17 protein-coding genes and 1 other RNA gene are annotated in these 17491 nt (G+C 59.0%); 2 read left to right on the forward strand and 16 right to left on the reverse strand.

Annotated elements, in window-relative coordinates:
* Window positions 1-15 precede the first annotated feature (15 nt).
* The 15 genes from lptB to lpxC all read right to left on the reverse strand — a co-directional run bounded on the left by lptB (window position 16) and on the right by lpxC (window position 14749).
* Entirely contained in the window at window positions 16-735 is a 720-nt protein-coding gene (gene lptB / locus C1713_RS11210; protein ID WP_050342779.1) for an LPS export ABC transporter ATP-binding protein, read from the reverse strand.
* 12 nt (window positions 736-747) lie between these two features.
* A complete protein-coding gene (locus C1713_RS11215; protein ID WP_102493959.1) occupies window positions 748-1443 on the reverse strand; it encodes an LptA/OstA family protein in 696 nt (231 codons plus the stop codon).
* Window positions 1440-1988, reverse strand: a complete 549-nt coding sequence (lptC, locus tag C1713_RS11220; RefSeq protein ID WP_102493960.1) for an LPS export ABC transporter periplasmic protein LptC — start codon at window positions 1986-1988, stop codon at window positions 1440-1442. Before lptC ends, C1713_RS11215 begins: the two co-directional genes overlap by 4 nt.
* Complete coding sequence (locus C1713_RS11225; RefSeq protein ID WP_009753018.1) at window positions 1985-2902, reverse strand: lysophospholipid acyltransferase family protein; 918 nt, start codon at window positions 2900-2902, stop codon at window positions 1985-1987. Before C1713_RS11225 ends, lptC begins: the two co-directional genes overlap by 4 nt.
* Window positions 2903-2919: 17 nt before the next feature.
* Window positions 2920-3477, reverse strand: coding sequence for a KdsC family phosphatase (locus tag C1713_RS11230; RefSeq protein WP_102493961.1), 558 nt, complete (start codon window positions 3475-3477; stop codon window positions 2920-2922).
* Window positions 3477-4457, reverse strand: coding sequence for a KpsF/GutQ family sugar-phosphate isomerase (locus tag C1713_RS11235; protein ID WP_009753020.1), 981 nt, complete (start codon window positions 4455-4457; stop codon window positions 3477-3479). The genes C1713_RS11230 and C1713_RS11235 overlap by 1 nt, the downstream gene beginning before the upstream one ends.
* 9 nt (window positions 4458-4466) lie before the next feature.
* Window positions 4467-5294 carry a 3-deoxy-8-phosphooctulonate synthase gene (gene kdsA, locus C1713_RS11240; RefSeq protein ID WP_039981088.1) on the reverse strand — a complete coding sequence of 276 codons (828 nt, stop codon included), beginning with the start codon at window positions 5292-5294 and terminating at the stop codon, window positions 4467-4469.
* A 69-nt stretch (window positions 5295-5363) separates the two neighbouring features.
* The gene (kdsB, locus tag C1713_RS11245; protein WP_102493962.1) at window positions 5364-6098 is read right to left on the reverse strand and encodes a 3-deoxy-manno-octulosonate cytidylyltransferase; all 735 of its coding nucleotides are present in this window, start codon (window positions 6096-6098) and stop codon (window positions 5364-5366) included.
* A gap of 121 nt (window positions 6099-6219) precedes the next feature.
* Entirely contained in the window at window positions 6220-8742 is a 2523-nt protein-coding gene (gene lpxK, locus C1713_RS11250) for a tetraacyldisaccharide 4'-kinase (RefSeq protein WP_102493963.1), read from the reverse strand.
* 3 nt (window positions 8743-8745) lie between these two features.
* Window positions 8746-10470, reverse strand: a complete 1725-nt coding sequence (gene msbA / locus C1713_RS11255; RefSeq protein WP_102493964.1) for a lipid A export permease/ATP-binding protein MsbA — start codon at window positions 10468-10470, stop codon at window positions 8746-8748.
* A 7-nt stretch (window positions 10471-10477) separates the two neighbouring features.
* A complete protein-coding gene (lpxB, locus tag C1713_RS11260) occupies window positions 10478-11623 on the reverse strand; it encodes a lipid-A-disaccharide synthase (protein ID WP_102493965.1) in 1146 nt (381 codons plus the stop codon).
* 64 nt (window positions 11624-11687) lie between these two features.
* Window positions 11688-12491, reverse strand: a complete 804-nt coding sequence (locus C1713_RS11265; protein WP_102493966.1) for an LpxI family protein — start codon at window positions 12489-12491, stop codon at window positions 11688-11690.
* An 11-nt stretch (window positions 12492-12502) separates the two neighbouring features.
* On the reverse strand, window positions 12503-13315 hold the full coding sequence (lpxA, locus tag C1713_RS11270) for an acyl-ACP--UDP-N-acetylglucosamine O-acyltransferase (protein ID WP_102493967.1): 813 nt from the start codon (window positions 13313-13315) through the stop codon (window positions 12503-12505).
* A 166-nt stretch (window positions 13316-13481) separates the two neighbouring features.
* A complete protein-coding gene (gene fabZ, locus C1713_RS11275; RefSeq protein WP_006690175.1) occupies window positions 13482-13922 on the reverse strand; it encodes a 3-hydroxyacyl-ACP dehydratase FabZ in 441 nt (146 codons plus the stop codon).
* Window positions 13919-14749 (reverse strand): UDP-3-O-acyl-N-acetylglucosamine deacetylase, encoded by an 831-nt coding sequence (gene lpxC, locus C1713_RS11280; protein ID WP_170950819.1) that lies wholly within the window; start codon window positions 14747-14749, stop codon window positions 13919-13921. The genes fabZ and lpxC overlap by 4 nt, the downstream gene beginning before the upstream one ends.
* 168 nt (window positions 14750-14917) lie before the next feature.
* Between lpxC and ssrA the strand changes: the two genes are divergently transcribed.
* Window positions 14918-15269: a transfer-messenger RNA gene (gene ssrA, locus C1713_RS11285) on the forward strand.
* 90 nt (window positions 15270-15359) lie between these two features.
* Here ssrA and C1713_RS11290 read toward each other — a convergent pair.
* Window positions 15360-16019, reverse strand: a complete 660-nt coding sequence (locus C1713_RS11290) for a 3'-5' exonuclease (RefSeq protein WP_102493968.1) — start codon at window positions 16017-16019, stop codon at window positions 15360-15362.
* A gap of 221 nt (window positions 16020-16240) precedes the next feature.
* Between C1713_RS11290 and C1713_RS11295 the strand changes: the two genes are divergently transcribed.
* Window positions 16241-17437 carry an MFS transporter gene (locus C1713_RS11295; protein WP_102493969.1) on the forward strand — a complete coding sequence of 399 codons (1197 nt, stop codon included), beginning with the start codon at window positions 16241-16243 and terminating at the stop codon, window positions 17435-17437.
* Window positions 17438-17491: the final 54 nt, after the last annotated feature.

The raw sequence follows: 17491 nt of genomic DNA on the forward strand, positions 1-17491 counted from the left end.
CAGATTGGTTATTTTTTACAGGCTGAAATTCTCGCCGAGATAGAATTTACGTGCAATAGGGCTCTCGGCGATGGTCTTGCTGTCGCCTTCGAGGAGGAGTTTGCCCTCGCTGAGGAGGTAGACACGGTCGACGATGTGGAGCGTCTCACGGACGTTGTGGTCGGTGATGAGGATCCCCATGCCGCGCTGGCGCAGATATTCGATGATCTCCTGAATGTCCGCAACGGCAAGCGGATCGACGCCCGCAAACGGCTCATCGAGCAGGATGAACTGCGGCTCGAGCGCAAGACAGCGCGCGATCTCGACGCGCCGCCGCTCGCCGCCCGACAGCTCCGTCCCGCGGCGGTCGCGGACGTGTCCGATGTGGAACTCTTCGAGGAGGGCATCCAGCTTGTGTTTCTGCTCCGCTGCCGAGAGCTTTGTTGTCTCCAAGATAGCGGCAATGTTCTCCGTGACAGTGAGCTTACGAAAGATGGACGGCTCCTGCGTGAGGTAGCTGATACCGAGTTCGGCACGGCGGTACATAGGATAGTCCGTGATGCAGATATCGGAGAGATAGACATCACCGTGCGTCGGCTTCTCCAGACCGACGATCATGTAGAACGTCGTCGTCTTGCCGGCGCCGTTCGGTCCGAGGAGTCCGACGATCTCGCCCTTGTCGATGCGCACAGAGATGCGGTCGACCACGGTACGGCTGCCGAACTTCTTGATGAGACTGCGGGATTCAAGATGCATTGCACTCGCTCCTCACTGGGTCACAGCGGTGCCGTCATCGGCGAGGTAGACGGTCATGTGATTGCTGCGCGCTGTATTGTTGCCCTGATATACCCACGCATTCCCATCCAGCTCGACGTAGGGTCTTGGGTCATTACCATAGTAGTCCATGCGGTCGCCGCCGCCCTCAAGATCACGCGCGGGACTCGTGACATGCGCGTTTCCGATCCCCGTAAAGCGGCTCTGCTTCAGCCATCCCTCAAGATGATCCGCTGAGAGTGTACCGTCGGGGCTCGTGATCGTCCCGCCCGAGGAGGCGACAATGTGATCATCCTGTGTGGGATAATAGTCCACCAGAGGACCCGTAAAGGTGCGGCCTGCCTTTGCCATGTGGACGCTGCCGCTCGCCTGCCAATGCTCCTGCCCTGCGGCAAGGAGGCGATCGCAGGAGAGGTTCATGTCCTCACGCTGTGCGCGAACATTTCCCTCAATGGTGCCCTCCTGCGTCTTTGTGTTGTAGGTAGCACGTGCACCCTCGATGTTCCCCGTGCCCTGATCCACGTGTACGCCGCCTTCGGCGGTGACCACGCCCGTTCGCGTATCGTAAGTCAGACGATCCGCCGTGAGATTCGTCGGATCTGCGTTCTGCGGTGCCGCCAGTCCTGCCGTGCAGACCGCGCCTGCCGCAAGCAGGAGCAGTCCCCCGCGGCAAATAGTCCTCTTCGTCATTTTACGTCCCTCCCCTTAATAATGTGCGCATTCCCCTCGATGGCAAATTTCTCAAATTCATCCGCGCTCGTAATACGATCCCCGCTCGCGCACAGATCATCACGTGTGAGGACGGCGCTCCCCTCCGCTGCCAGCTCTTTTTTCGCGGCGATCCAGTGCAGGGCGTTCGCGCGCAGGGTGATTCCGTTGCTGGTCTCGGCATATATGCCGCCTGTGAGGACAACGTCACGCGTCGTGCTGTCCATGTGCCCCGTATCGGCTTTCAGCGAGAGTGTATTCCCGTCCTCGCTGTAGAAGGTCCCCTCGATCCCCTTCATTGTCGTGTCCTGCGTATCGATATCCACACTCATATTCTGTGCGGTAAGCGTCCAGACCGTGCGCCCATCCTGCTCCTCATGGAGCGTGTTGTCCTCATAGGACATGATGCGCGGTCCCTGCTGTTCATCCGTCTGTTCGGGCGGCTTCGGCACGGAAAGCACAGCCCAGAGGACAAGCCCGAGGAAGGCAGCCGCCAGAACGCCGCCGATGATTTTATTCCGTGTCATCCGACCTTCTCCTCCTGCCCTGCCGACACATGATGCTTTCCTGTCTTCTGCTCCTCTGGAGACGTATTCCATCGCTTTTGAAACCAGATCCACTGCGTCGGATTCTCGCGGATGATCCGCTCGACGATGGCGGTCATCTGCACGGTAAACTCATGGAGATCGCGGTCACTATCACCCGTATTCGGGCAGCGCATGATCTCCCCGACAATGACTTTATGCTTTCCATTCGGCTGCCGCAGGATGAATGCGGGCACGACGGGGGATCGGAACTTGCGGGAAAAGACCGCCGGTCCGAGCGGGGTCGATGCCGTGCGTCCGAGAAACTCGATGAAGGCACCGCCGGGGCCGCCGTCCTGATCGGCAAGAAAGCCGAGCAGTTTGCCGCGCTTCAGCGCACGCGCCGCCGTGATCAGCTCACTCGTTCCGCGCGAGAAGATCTCCACGTGAATCGTTGCACGCAGATCGTCGAGCACACGCGTATACTGGATGTTCGGCTGTGGCTTGGCAATCGCACTGACGGGCATCCCATTCAGCGTAAATGCTGCCGAGAGCCATTCCCAGCAGCCGATATGGCCCGTGAGGACGACGACGCCATGTCCCTCGGCGAGTGCCGCCTTCATGCGCTCAAGATGGTCGATCTCGATGTAGTCTCTGAAATTGCGCTCGTTCAGCATGGGCATCGCAAGAATATCGAGAAAATTTCGCGCCATATTGATAAAGGAGGCACGTACAAGTTTTTTCGCTGCTGCCTCGTCGATACCGAGCGCGGGCATCATGTGCGCGACGGCCCGCCGCCGCATCTTGGCGATGATGAGGTAGTAGAGGTTACCGAGCACCCAGCCGAGTGCCAGCAGAATGGGACGCGGCGTGTGGCAGGCAACGCGGCTCATCAACATCAGCGTGCGATAGAGCATGACCACACCTCCTCTTTCTACTGTGCTAGTCCATCAACGTCCTCATAAAAGCCTGCAAGAACACAATCCCACAGCCCCTGTGTCTTCAAAATGATCTCATAGACTTCGCGCACCGCACCGCGTCCGCCGGGCTGCACGGCGATGATCTGTGCGATCTCCTTGACCTCGGGGACGGCGTCCCCGACGGCACAGGGCAGACCGACCTGGCGCAGGATCGGCAGATCGACGAGATCATCTCCGACATAGGCAAACGCCTCATCGGAGAGCCCTGTCTGAGCCTTGATGTCCGCATACGCCTCGCGCTTATCGAGGCGTCCCTGATAGACGAGGTCAATATGCAGTTCTTTCGCACGATTCGCGACGATGGGCGAGGCGCGCCCCGTAATGATCGCCGTTTTCAGGCCCACCTTGCGGGCACGCGTGATCGCAAGCCCGTCACGGGCAAAGAACGGCTTAAATAGCTCGCTTCCGTCTGGTGCGACGTAGATCCCTCCGTCCGTCAGCACACCGTCCACATCGAGAATCACACATTTTATCTTCTTTGCACGCGCAATCGCGTCTTCTCGTATCGGCATCAGACCACCCCCTGCCGCAAGAGATCCGTCAGATGAACAATTCCCACGGGAACACCCGCATCGTCAATGACAGGCAGCACTGTGACGGGGCGCGGCTGATGCTTTTCCATGACGGAGAGTGCCGCCGCCGCCATCTTGTCCGGTGCAATCGTGAGCGGCGTGGCGAACATGATGCTCTCCACGTCCTTGTCGAGGAACGTGTAGTCCTTCGCGAGCGCGCGGCGGATGATGCCGTCCGTGACAAGCCCGATGAACTTGCCGTCCGCATCCACTACGGAGACCGCCCCGAGCCCCTTGTCCGTCATGACAAAGAGCGCATCCTTTGCCGTCGTATGATACGGCACGACGGGATTCTCATCGCCCGTATGCATGACGTTCGCCACGGTGAGCAGGAGCTTGCGCCCGAGCGCACCACCCGGATGAAAGAGCGCATAGTCCTCCTTCTTGAAGTCCCGTGCCGCCATGAGTGCCATTGCGAGTGCATCCCCCATCGCAAGCGTCGCCGTCGTCGATGCGGTCGGTGCGAGCCCCAAAGGACACGCCTCGCGTTCGACACCGATGTCAATGTAAAAGTCCGCACTGCGGCCGAGCTGGGACTTTCGCCGTCCACTCATAGCGACGATGCGCGCGCCGATGCGATGGATAATCGACAAAATGTTGACGACTTCGTTCGACTCACCGCTGTTCGAGATGGCGATCACGATGTCGTCCGCCGTCACCATGCCGAGATCCCCGTGGAACGCCTCCGCTGGATGCATGAAGAAGGCGGGCGTTCCCGTACTCGCAAGTGTCGCCGCGATCTTTCGTCCGACGTGACCAGATTTTCCCATGCCTGTCACGACGACGCGCCCCTTGCATGCAAGGATCGCCTCTGCTGCTGCCTCAAAGTCATCATCAACGCGATCCGTGAGACGCGCGACGGCGTCTGCCTCCAGTTTCAGCGTCTCAACTGCCTTCTGTCGGATGGTACTCTCTTGCATAGCGTTCTCCTAGTTCAGCTTTTTACGCACGACCTCATAGATGGCGAGGGCATCCTTCAGCAGCTCTTCGAGTTTGTCCAGATAGACCATGTTCGCCCCATCCGAAAGTGCCTCGGCGGGATTGTCATGTACCTCGAGAAAGAGTCCATCGACCCCCGCGCCAACAGCAGCGCGCACGAGATACTCCACGAACTCGCGCTGCCCCGAGGAGCTCGTCCCCGCGCCGCCCGGCAGCTGTACGCTGTGCGTTCCGTCAAAGATCACAGGATAACCGAAGCTTCGCATGATGGGCAAAGCACGCATATCGACGACGAGATTGTTGTAGCCGAAGCTCGCCCCGCGCTCTGTCAGCAGGATGCGCTCGCTGCCGCTCTCGTGGATCTTGTCCACGACGTTGCGCATATCGTTCGGCGCGAGGAACTGCCCCTTCTTCACATTGACGACCGCACCCGTCTGTGCTGCCGCGTGCAGCAGATCGGTCTGGCGCGAGAGAAAGGCGGGGATCTGGAGGATGTCCACGACCTTCGCCGCCGGTTCCGCCTGACACGACTCATGGATATCGGTCACAACGGGAACTCCGAGTTCCTTCTTGATCTGCCCCAGCATCTTCAACCCGTCCGTGAGCCCCGGCCCACGAAAACTGTGATAGGCGGAGCGATTTGCCTTGTCAAAGGATGCCTTGAACACGTAGGGGATGCCGAGCCGGTCCGTGATCTCTTTGATGCCGCGTCCGATCATGAGTGAGCGTTCCAGCCCTTCCAGGACGCATGGCCCCGCGAGAAGGACGAGCGGCTCGCCGCCGCCAATCTCAAAATTCGCCAGCTTCACTTTGTTCATCTTCAGGGCTCCTTTCGGCTGCTTCGTATTGCACTATAGTTCCTATTATAAATACTTCATATCCCGAGGTCAATCAATCCCCTGTCGCCGATACTCCGCATTGACCGCCGCCAGATCCTCCTCCGTGTCAACACCGATAAAGACCGCGTCCGTCTCCACGACGCGGATGCGGTACCCGTTCTCGAGCGCACGCAGCTGCTCCAGAGACTCCGAGCACTCCAGCTCCGTCTGCGCCATCTTCGCATAGGCGAGCAGAAAATCCCTGCGGTAGGCATAGATGCCGATGTGCTTATAGACCTTTGCGCCCATATTGCGTGCATAGGGGATGCGCGCACGGGAGAAGTAGAGGGCATTCCCCGTACGGTCGGTAACGACCTTGACATTGTTCGGATTCTCCATCTCCGCCGCATCCGTGATCTCCGTTTTCGCCGTCGCCATCATGAGCGCATCGTCATGCTCAAACGGAGCGACAAGGGCATCGATCACGGCGGGATCGATCAGCGGCTCATCGCCCTGTACGTTGATGATGAGATCGCAGTCCGGCCGCTGTGCGGCAACCTCGGCGAGACGATCTGTCCCCGTTGCATGATTGGCGCGCGTCATGACGGCGTGACCGCCATGCTCCTCGACCGCCGCACGGATGCGTTCATCATCTGTCGCCACGACAACCTCATGGACACGCTGTGCCCGCACCGCCCGCTCATAGACACGGACAATCATCGGCTTCCCCGCGATATCGCGCAGGGGTTTCCCGGGCAGACGCGTCGATGCATACCGCGCAGGGATAATGCAGAGAACCTTCATGCGATCACCTCTATATGATGGATAACTGAATTTTCGCAGTGACACACCGCGCGAACCCCTCGCTGCGCAGGCAGCCGAGCACTGATCCCGCCCACTAGGATCCGCTGTGGAAAACGCAGCTTCATCCTATCGTGCACTGCTTCCCAAACTTTGCTGCCAACTGCTCCTTAAGGGTCTCGAAGAAGACCTCCTGCCCCTTCTGCAGGGTGACCTCGACAGAGAGCACATACATCGGGATACGCCATTTCGCGCGTACGACATCGCCCGGCACCTTCACTGCATCCTTTTCTGTAATGACAATTGCCTCAACGCCGAGCGTCTCCGCACGGTAGAGTACCTCTGCCATATCGCGTTCGCCGTAGTCGTGATGATCGGGATAGCGCATGCTCTCCACCATCTCAACACCGAGATCGGCAAGCGTCTGCTCGAAGGAGGCGGGGTTCCCGATGGCCGAGACAGCGAGCACCTTTCTGCCCTCCATCTCTGTCACGGGCACACCGCCCGCCGCAATGTCCTCAAACCAATCCGAAAGGCGGACAAACTGACGGGGCTGATGGATGCTCTCCATGATGAGCCCGTCCTGATTGTAGCTGCGGAACGTCTCCCAGATGTACTCAATCGCCCCCGGTGCCGCTTGATCGACTTTCGTCATAAGGCATACATCTGCGCGGTTGATATGCGAGAGCGGTTCGCGCAGAGTTCCGCGCGGCAGAAGGTAGCCGTTGCCAAATACATTGACCGCATCAACTAGCAGGATATCCATATCGCGCTCAAGCTGCCAGTGCTGATAGCCGTCATCGAGAATCGCCACCTGTGCGCCGAAGTGCTCAATGGCATAGCGTCCCGTCACGGCGCGGTGTGGCCCGATGAGAACGGGCACATCCGGCAAATGCTTGGCGAGCATAAACGCCTCGTCCCCCGCCGTCTCCGCATCCATCTTCAGTGCACGCCCGTCCGAGACGATGCCGACTGCTCCGCGCCACTTGGCACGATACCCGCGGTTGAGAATCGCAGCGCGATACCCCATCGCATGAATGGCACGCGCGAGATGCTGCGCTGTTGGCGTCTTTCCCGTTCCGCCGACCGTCACATTGCCGAGGCTGATAACGAAGCAGGGCAGCTGTTCTTTCTTAAACCAGCCCCACCGATACATGGCAAGCTTCAGATTGACCAGCTGTTCATAGATGAGGGAGAACACGTAGAACACGCCCATGATGAGGCGACGCGTGACGCCGTGTACCTCTTTGTCGTGAACGAGGTCGATGAAATAGGTCTGGAAGTTTGCGACCTTCTGTGTCGCGCGCACGCGATGTGCACTGATGCGCTCCTGCGCGCGCTGAGCACGGCGCGTCTCATAGGCAGCAAGCATATCCACGAGGATCTTGGCCGACTTTTTCGATGCGCCCTTGTTCTCGTTGATGATCGCGAGCGTCTCGCACTCAAGGCGTGCGCGCTCCGCGTCATCAGCGAAGAGGCGCAGCGTCTCCGCGGTCAGCTCCGCGCCGTTCGTAACCGTCACGACGGCGCTGCGATTGCGGAAAAGCGCGTGGATGTCCTTGAAATTGAACATCTGATTTCCGACGATGATTGCCTTGCCATGCGCCGCCGGCTCAAGGATATTATGTCCGCCGTGCGGGACAAGGCTGCCGCCGATGTAGATCACGTCGCCGAGCCCATAGACGCGGCCGAGCTCACCGACCGTATCGAGGATCACAATGTCCTCGCCGCCCTCTGCTCCTTTCTGGAGGTTCTTGCGCGTGTTGACCGTAAACCCGGCTTTGCGGCAGAGATGCTCCACCTCCATCGTGCGCAGCACCTCGCGCGGCGCGATGATGAGGCGTACGTTCGGATCTTTTGCACGCACAGCGGCAAAGGCGTTGAGCACCAGCTCTTCCTCCCCGCGGTGGGTCGAGCCCGCGATCATGATGCGGCTCGCCCCCGAGAGGCCGAGCTCCGCGATCAATGCTGCGCGCTCTTCGGGGCTGACACTCGTATACGCCTGATCGAACTTCGTATTGCCCGTCACGGTGACGAGCTCGCGGGGCGCACCAAGGCGCATGATGTAGTCCGCATCGATGCCCGACTGCATCGCAAAGCATTTCACCGTCCCGATCATCTCGCGCAGCATCCCGAACAAGTACTTGTACTGCTTCACGCTGCGGTCGCTGATGCGGCCGTTGACCATCATGACGGGCACATCGAGCTGCTTCGCCTTCTTGAGGAAGTTCGGCCACAGCTCCGTCTCCACGGGCAGAAAGACACGCGGGCGGATCCGTTCCACGACGCGCGAGGCGAGGAACGGCAAATCCAGCGGGAAATAGATGATCGCGTCCGCATCCTTGATGATGCGGTGCGCCATCTCATAGCCACCCGTTGTCACGACCGAGACGAGGATAGGCGTGTCAGGAAACGCCTTGCGGAACTCACGCACGAGCGGACTCGTCGCCACGATCTCCCCAACGGATGCCGCGTGCACCCAGATGGCATTCTTTCCCGCCACCTTGTCTATCGTGTCCTGCGGGTAGAAGCCAAAGCTCTGCTTGATGCGCTCGACAAAGCCGCGCTCCCGTGTGGCGCGCAGCATGAAGATAGGTATGATGATGGTGACGATGAGGATTGCCGCTAAATTGTAGAGAAATCGCATGCGTCACTCTCCCCGAAACTGAATGTCATAGAGATGCTGATAGAGCCCGCCCTTTGCCAAGAGCTCCTCATGGGTTCCCTGCTCCACGATGCGGCCGGCATCAATCACATAGATGCGGTCGGCATGGAACACCGTGGAAAGACGATGGGCGATGACGAAGCTCGTGCGCCCGACCATCAGATTGTCGAGCGCCGCCTGCACGATCTTTTCGCTCTCCGTATCAAGTGCGGAGGTCGCCTCGTCGAGGATGAGGATGCGCGGATCCTTCAGGATGGCGCGTGCGATGGCAATGCGCTGGCGCTGACCGCCCGAGATACTGACGCCGCGCTCCCCGATCTGCGTATCGTAGCCGTGCTCCAGCTGCGCGATGAAATCGTGTGCGTTTGCCGCACGCGCTGCCTCCTCGATCTCCGCATCCGACGCATCGAGGCGTCCATAGCGAATGTTCTCGCGAATCGTCGTGGAGAACAGCATCGTCTCCTGCGGTACCAGCCCGATCTGCCCGCGCAGCGAGGCGAGCGTAACACTGCGGATGTCGTGTCCGTCCACCGTGATTGCCCCGCTGTCCGGCTCGTAGAAGCGCGGGATAAGATTCGCAATCGTCGATTTGCCTGCGCCCGAGGGACCGACAAAGGCGATCATCTCGCCGGGCGCGGCCTCAAGCGTCACACCGTCGAGCGCCTTGCGTCCTTCCTTGTAGGAGAACGTGACATCCTCGAAGCACACGTGCCCTGTCACGGGGGGAAGCGGCTTGGCGTCGGGACGATCTGTAATGCTCTCCGTGAGATCGACAACGGAGAACACGCGGTCCACGGCTGCCATTGCCTTCTGCAGGTTGCCGTAGATGCGCGAGAGGCGCTTGACGGGATTTGCAAGGTTCACGGCATAGGTGAGGAACGCGACGAACGCGCCCGCCGTGATGTCACCGTTGACGACCTCGTAGCCGCCGAACCAGACGATGAACGTGACGGCAAGAGCAGCGAGGAACTCCACCGTCGGCGTGAGCATGCTCGTCTGCTGGACATTTTTCATCACTGCTTCGAAGTTGCGCTGGTTGCTCACGACAAAGCGGTCGATCTCATAGTCCTCACGGACGAAGGACTTCACGACGCGCGTCGCAGAAAAGCACTCCTGCAGGAGTGCCGTGATCTCTGCGAGCCGCTCCTGAATCACGGTGCTCGACTTCTTGATCTTGCGTCCAAAGATCTTCATCGCCTGCCCGACCATAGGAATGACGATAAGCGTCAGCAGGGAGAGCTTCCAATCCAGATAGAACATGAGGGCAAGCGATCCGATGAGGATACAGCCCTCCGTCACGAGATCGATGAGGTTGTCGACGAGTGCCGACTGGATTGCCGCAACATCGTTCGTGACGAAGCTCATGATCTCGCCCGTCTGGTGGCGGTCATAGTACGCGAGCGGCATCCGCTGGAACTTGCGGAACATCACCTCACGCACATCGATGATCACCTTCTGTCCGATGTAGGAGACGAGGTAGGACTGCCCGAAGTAAAAAATTCCGCGCAGGAAAAAGATGACGACAATGCCGATGCAGATGGCGTTCAGCAGAGCCATGTTCTTATCGGCGAGAACGTCGTCGATCATGTCCTTGATGATCCACGGAACGTAGAGATTCGCCGCCGAGGCAAGGATGATACACACGACTGCCAGCACGAATTTCTTTACGTACGGCCGCATGTAGGTCAGCAGTCTCTTATAATTCTTCATAGGTCTCCTACGGGGTACAATATCTCTTGCGTCCAAGAGCGAGAATCTTCTCCGCCACACGGCGCGCCGCATGGGGTTCACCAAGACGTGCTGCCGCGCGCGACAGGCGTTCCGTCACGTAGCGGCGATCCGCGCCGTCCGCGATGATCTTCTCCATCTCCGCCGCGATGCGGTTGGGCTGCACGGCCCCCTGCAGCAGCTCTGTCTCAAACGTCTCGCCGAGCAGGATGTTCGGCAGGGAAAAGCGCGGCACATCGACGAGCAGACGCCCGATGAGATAGGAGAGTGCCGACATCCGATAGAGGACGACGGCGGGCAGCCCCATGAGCGCCGCCTCCATCACCACTGTGCCCGAGGTTGCCATCGCAGCGCGTGCGAGCCCCATGAGGGCATAGCGCGCGTCGTGGGTCAGCGTCACCTCCGCCGTGGATGCAGCGAGATGCCTTCTGATGCGCTCCTCATCCACGCCGCCCGCGACGGGCAGAAAGAACCGTCGCGTGGGGTCTGCCGCTCCGAGCCGCTCCGCCGCCCCCAACATGGGAGGAAGGAGACGCTCGATCTCCTCACGGCGGCTGCCCGGGAGGAGCAGGATCGGCACATCATCTGCACCGATGCCGAAGTGACGCCGTGCCTCTGTGGGCGGCATCTCGGCACGCACCGTATCGACAAGCGGATTGCCGACGAACGAAATGTTCGCACCCGCCGCCTCATAGGGCGGCAGCTCATGCGGGAAAATCGCGACGATCTCGTCGGCGAGAGCCGCGCAGGACTTCGCGCGCCCCTTACGCCATGCCCACGCAGACGGAGGAATATAAGAAAAGACGGGAATCCCCCGCTCCTTTGCCCGCGCCGCCAGCCGCCAGTTAAAATCCGGATAGTCGATGATGACCAGCACATCGGGACGCTCCTCATCCATCAAGTGCGTCAAATCATCAAGCAACGCGAAAATTCGGCGGAGATTCAAAATCACCGCCGAAATACCCATCACATTGTAGTCCGCATAATTTTGACGGAGTGCCACTCCCGCCGCCGCCATCTCCGTACCGCCGAAGCCGATCAGCTTCACCGCCGGGTCAAGTGTGCGCAGTTCACGCGCTAACGCCGCCCCGTGGAGGTCGCCGGAGGTCTCTCCCGCCGAAAGCATGATCTTCAAATGGGCAAGACCTCCTCGGTAGAATCAACAGCAAACACCGTCCGTATTTGCAAGGGATGCCTCACTACATCGCCGCTATCGTAATGCCGTTCGCCTCGGCAAGGGCAATCGCACGCTCCTTGTCCACAAAGAGTGTCTTTCCCGCCTCAATGGCGAGCGCAGACGCCTTCACCGCCACCAGCGACTCGATCGTATCGAGCCCGACGGCAGGTACATCAAAACGACTGTCCTGCTGTGGCTTTGCCGCCTTTGCGACGACCGCACCGCCGCCGGCAAGCTGCCCGCCGCGGCGGATGCAGGCATCCGTCCCCTCGATCGCCTCAAGCGCCATGACCGCACGGTCTTTCACCACCGCCGTCTGTCCCACATCGAGACGTCCGATCTCGCGCGCCATCTGAAGCCCATACTCCATATCAGCGTGCTCTGCCGCCGAAGGCTGACGGCTCGTCAGAACTCCCGCGGGCGGCATCAGGGGACGGATGAGTGCCGTCTGGTCAAGCGGCGTCACACCGATCTTCATCAATGCCCCGATGAACATCATCATAATTGTATCGTCATTCTGGTTCGGCAGCTGCATCAGCATCCCGCGCAGCATCTCATCCGGCTGAACCGCGCCCGTAAAGAGCAGCTCCTTGGTCACCTTGCCGATCATCGTGACCTTTTGGATCTTCTCCTGCTGCAGATACGCCAAAATCGATGCAATCGAGCCGATGCTGATCTCACGATAGGCATTCGCCGCATCCTTCAGCTCAGGGTCGCAGTCCGGCAAGAGTGCAATCGCATGCACCTCAAAGCCCTGCGCACGTGCCGCGCGTGCACACGCGGCGGGCAGGTGTCCGACACCTGCGAGCAGCCCCAGTTTTTCCATGGCAGTCTCCCTCACTCGTCCTCGTGGCGTTCTCGGCAGATACCGCGCTCCGCATTGCGGAGGAAGCGCAGCATGTGATCGATCTCCTCGCAGGAGTCCACCTCCTGCTCAATCACGGCAATCGCCTGTGTGAGGTTCAGCCCCGAGCGATAGAGGATCTTATAGGCCTGCTTGATGCGACGGCGCACATCGAGCGGGATGCCGGCACGCGAGATGCCGACGCTGTTTAGGCCCACGGCGCGCGCGGGATGCCCGTCCACCATGGTGAACGGCACAACATCCTGCACGAGTTTTGACGTGCCGCCGATCATCGCGTTGCGACCGATCTTGACAAACTGATGCACGCCCGCCATGCCGCCGATCACAACGCCATCCTCGACGATTGCATGACCCGCCAGCATGGCGGCGTTGCTCATGATAATATGGTTGCCGAGCACACAGTTATGCGCCACATGGGTATACGCCATCAGCAGGCAATCGTCGCCAATGCGCGTCTCCTCGCCCTCGCCCGTCGCGCGGTGCACGGTCGCACACTCGCGGATCGTCGTGCGGTCGCCGATGAACGTATAGCTCTTTTCCCCTTTGAACTTCAGATCCTGCGGCACCTCGCCGATGGATGCGCCTTGAAAAATCTGGCAGTCGCGCCCGATCTGCGTCCATTCCCTAATGACGACGTGCGGGGCGATCTTCGTCCCCTCGCCGATCTGGACATGATCCGAGATGACCGCATAAGGGCCGATCTCCACGTCGCGGGCGATGCGCGCCGTCGGTGCGACCACCGCCACCTCGTGGATATAGGCAAGAACCTTGCTCGTGCCTGTCATCTGTTTCAACTCCTTCAGCCCCGCAGGAATCGGGGCAGACATATTCCACTATCCATTACAATCCGACAAAAGGGCAAGACTTTCACATGGCAAAATCAGCCATTATCGCCGGATTTCGCGTTTTATCGTGAATTATGTCCGTTTATCCTGTCATTATGACGCACAGTCAAATGTCTTCGCCGTTTTTCAGAGCAAACTTGAAGTCTGCCGATGCGACAAGATCCTCTCCGACGTACGCATCTGCATGAAGCACGCCAAACACGCCGCGCACACGCACCAGCTCCGCCTTTGTCACGACCACATCACCGGGAACGACGGGACGCTTGAACTTTACATTCTCCATCCCGCCAAAGAGTGCAATCTTGCCGCGATGTTCCTCAGGATAAAGCATTGTCACCCCGCCGACCTGCGCCATTCCTTCGAGCAGGAGTACCCCCGGCATAATCGGATGCCCCGGGAAATGTCCGAGGAAAAACGGCTCGTTCATCGTCACACACTTGATGCCCGTTGCCGACTTGAACGGCTCCAGCTCGATGATCCGATCCACAAGGAGCATCGGCGGACGATGCGGCAAAATCTTTTGAATCTCATTGATATCCAACGTCATGCTTGATCCCTCTCCCCTGCAATCTCTTTTGCCAGCGCGGTATTGAGTGCGTGTCCCGAGGCAACGGCGATGATATGCCCGCGAACCATACCTGCCAGACGAATATCCCCGATTACATCGAGAATCTTATGGCGCACCAGCTCGTTGGGAAAGTTCAGCGGGTTCATCCATCCCTCGTCGTTGTAGACGATCACCGTCTCCAGCGAGCCGCCCAGTCCCAGCCCATGCGCACGCAGCGCCGCAATCTCCTTTTCATAGGCAATCGTCCGTGCCGGCGCAATCTCGCGCTCGTACGCGGAGGGCGAAACCTTGATGTCGTAGTACTGTACCCCGATGAGCGGATGCTCATTCAGCGAGGTAAACGAAACGCGCAGCCCATCGTACGGCAGTGCCATGATGAAGTGTCCGCCATTGTCTACACGGTAGATGCGGTCAATGACCGTCTCCTGCCGCACGGCATCCTGTTCGATGCTCCCGGCGCGTGCAATCAGTTCAAAGAACGCCCGTGCACTGCCGTCAGCGACGGGCGGCTCCTCTGCATCGAGCATCACGCGGCAGTTGTCAATCCCGTGCACATGCAGTGCACTCATCAGATGCTCAATCGTAAAGAACTTCAGTGCCCCTGCACCAATTGTCGTTGCGCGCATTGTCGCCGTCACATGTGCTGCCGTCGCCGCCACAGGCGGCACATCCGGCAAATCGGCGCGCGCAAACAGGATCCCCGACCCCGGCGGTGCCGGTGCGAGTTCCATATGTACCGGCCGTCCCGAATGCAGTCCAATCCCATCGTAGACCACCCGTGACGCCAGTGTTTTCTGTTTTTGCAAGCGTAAACCTCCATGAACGGACGAGCAAAATATCGTACCGTCCAACAATTCCGATTGCTTCTTCCCGTACATGATACTAAAAATTTTGCGAACATGCAAGAAAAAACAGGATTTGACAACATATCCGCCTTTTGTTATAGTATGGATAAGCGCACAGCTTCCATTATCGGGGATGTAATGGTCTCGACGGGGATGGATGGCATGTGGACAGCGAGCCGGGGGGTCATCATCCCGTCAGTAAGGTGAAACTTTTATTTAAACATAAAAGCAAACGAAGACTACGCTCTGGCGGCTTAAGCCAGCCCCTTTCCGTCTGCCTCCCGCACGGATGGAGACAGGGGTCAAACGCGGGATACCTGAGAGCCACCGCACGATAACTCTCACGGGAACTTCATCGTGATCGGAACGGTGCACCCTGTCTGCGGGGGCCGCCGAACCTAAAGCAAAGCACAGACTGCGCTCGGAGAAATCCATGTGACGTTATCTTCGGACAGGAGTTCGATTCTCCTCATCTCCACCAAACGACACGACAAAAGCCGCCCAATCGGGCGGCTTTTTTTGTATAAAAAGACCGCCGCACGGCCCTCCGTGCAGCGGTTCAATACATCCATCATAGATTTCGTTTCAATTTTTCCAGATCGGGGAACAGCTCGCCGATCGAGTCCGAGAGGCCGTCGCTCGGCTCCAGTATCTCGAGGACGGGGCGCATGGTCTCACGAAACTTTGCGTCATCCTGCATGAGTGCGAGAACGGCACTCGTATTGACGGCGTCGGCAAGTGCGGAGTGCTGACTCCCCTCAAACTTGCGTCCCATCGCACCGAGTGCGTGCTTCAGTGCGAGGCTGTTGTGGAGCCCGAGGCGGTCGTCAAACTCCTGCTGGAGGTCGACCCAGCGCGCATCGAGCCACGTGACGTCAAAGTCCGGCAGTTTCAGACGGCACTCCTTGCGCAGCTGCTTGATGTCGGACATACTCCACGAGTAGATCTTCGTCTCTGCCTCGCCGATCCACGCAACGAATGCGTGAAAGCTGTCGGCGAACGCGGGATGCCCTGCGACCTTCTCCTGGGTGATGCCCGTCAGCTCGGTGATGTGCTTCTTTACCATCCCATACTCAGGACAAACATAGCACTGAAATTCGTCCTCCTGCACAAAATCCTCATTCAGGCGCACCGCGCCGATCTCGATGATTTCTCCGTTCAATTTCCTGCGGACATCCCGGTATTCCTTCCCCACGGGATTCATTTCCAAATCTACGACGATGTGTTTCATGACAACCCTTACTTTCGAAAATTATCTGCCGTAAGTGACGCGCGGCAGATGGTGTTGCAGTAGTTTAGATTTTTTGATATCGTCACGTCGTTTTTCAATCATAGCACAATGGCGCGTGAAAATCAATGTTTAAGGGTATTTAGTCCTATATTCATCGCTTACTTTTTCAATGAAACGTGATAGAATGGTAAGAGAAACACGATAAAGAGAAAGGGTCTGTCATGAACTGGAAAGTGGTACTCGCGCTGCTCACGTGCAACGTGCTCTTCATGTCCGCAAGCTATACGATGATCATTCCGTTCCTGCCGATGTATCTGACGAACGAACTTGGTGTGGACGATGCCTCCGTGAATCTCTGGTCAGGACTTGCGTTCTCGGTGACTTTTTTCGTCTCCGCGGTCATGGCTCCAATCTGGGGTCGTATCGCCGACCGCAAGGGAAAGCGTCTCATGGCCATGCGCGCGAGCCTTCTCATCGCGATCAGCTATCTGCTCGGCGGACTCGTCACGTCCCCCGAGCAGCTCATCATCGTGCGCCTCTTTCAGGGCTTTGCCGCAGGACTCTGGCCGATGGATCTTGCGATCATGACGCTCTACGCGCCGCAGGAGCGGCTCGGTTTCTCCCTCGGCATCATGCAGGGCACGCTCACGGCGGGCGGCGTCGTCGGGCCTCTGCTCGGCGGTGTCCTCGCGGAGCTGTTCGGGATGCGCACGAGCTTCTATATCGGCGGTCTGGCACTCTTCATCAACTTTCTTGCCTTTACGTTTATCATCAAAGAACCGCCGATGCCGAAAGAGACCGCACCGCTTACAGCAGAGGAAAAAAATCCGATGCACCTCTGGCATATCCCCATCCTGCGCACGATGATGATTGTGAGTACGCTCGCGCAGGTGGTGCTCTACATCCTCATGCCCGTCCTGACAACCTACATCAAGGTGCTCGCGGGCGCGATGGACAACATCGTCTTTGTCGCGGGCGCAGTATTCTCTCTCGGCGGCATCGCAGGAGCGATCTCCGCGCCGCTCTGGGGGATCTACGGCACACGGCGCGGCTATTTCAGCGCGATGTTCCTCGCCATGCTGTGCGCGGGAGGCATGTTCATCCTGCAGGGCATCCCCGACACCCTCGTCCCCTTTGCCGTCATGCAGTTCGGCGTGGGGCTCTTCCTCGCCGGGATTCAGCCCTCGCTGAACGCCGTCATCGCTCAGCATACGCCCGCGCAGCTCAAGGGAAGCGTCTTCGGGCTGCTCTTCTCCGCCCAGCAGATTGGCTCTGCCGCTGGGCCGCTGCTCGGCGGCGCCGTCGCGACGTACCTTGGAATACACTACCTCTTCCCGACCTCGGGCACGATTCTCCTCATCCTCGCCGCCTTCGTGCGGTGGCGGTATGTGAGGAAGGGGCATCCGGCGGTAGAATAACATGGAAAAAAATGCTGTACGAAAGCAAAACACTTCGTACAGCATTTTTGTTGG

Source organism: Centipeda felix (assembly GCF_900186465.1).
Taxonomy (GTDB): domain Bacteria; phylum Bacillota; class Negativicutes; order Selenomonadales; family Selenomonadaceae; genus Centipeda; species Centipeda felix.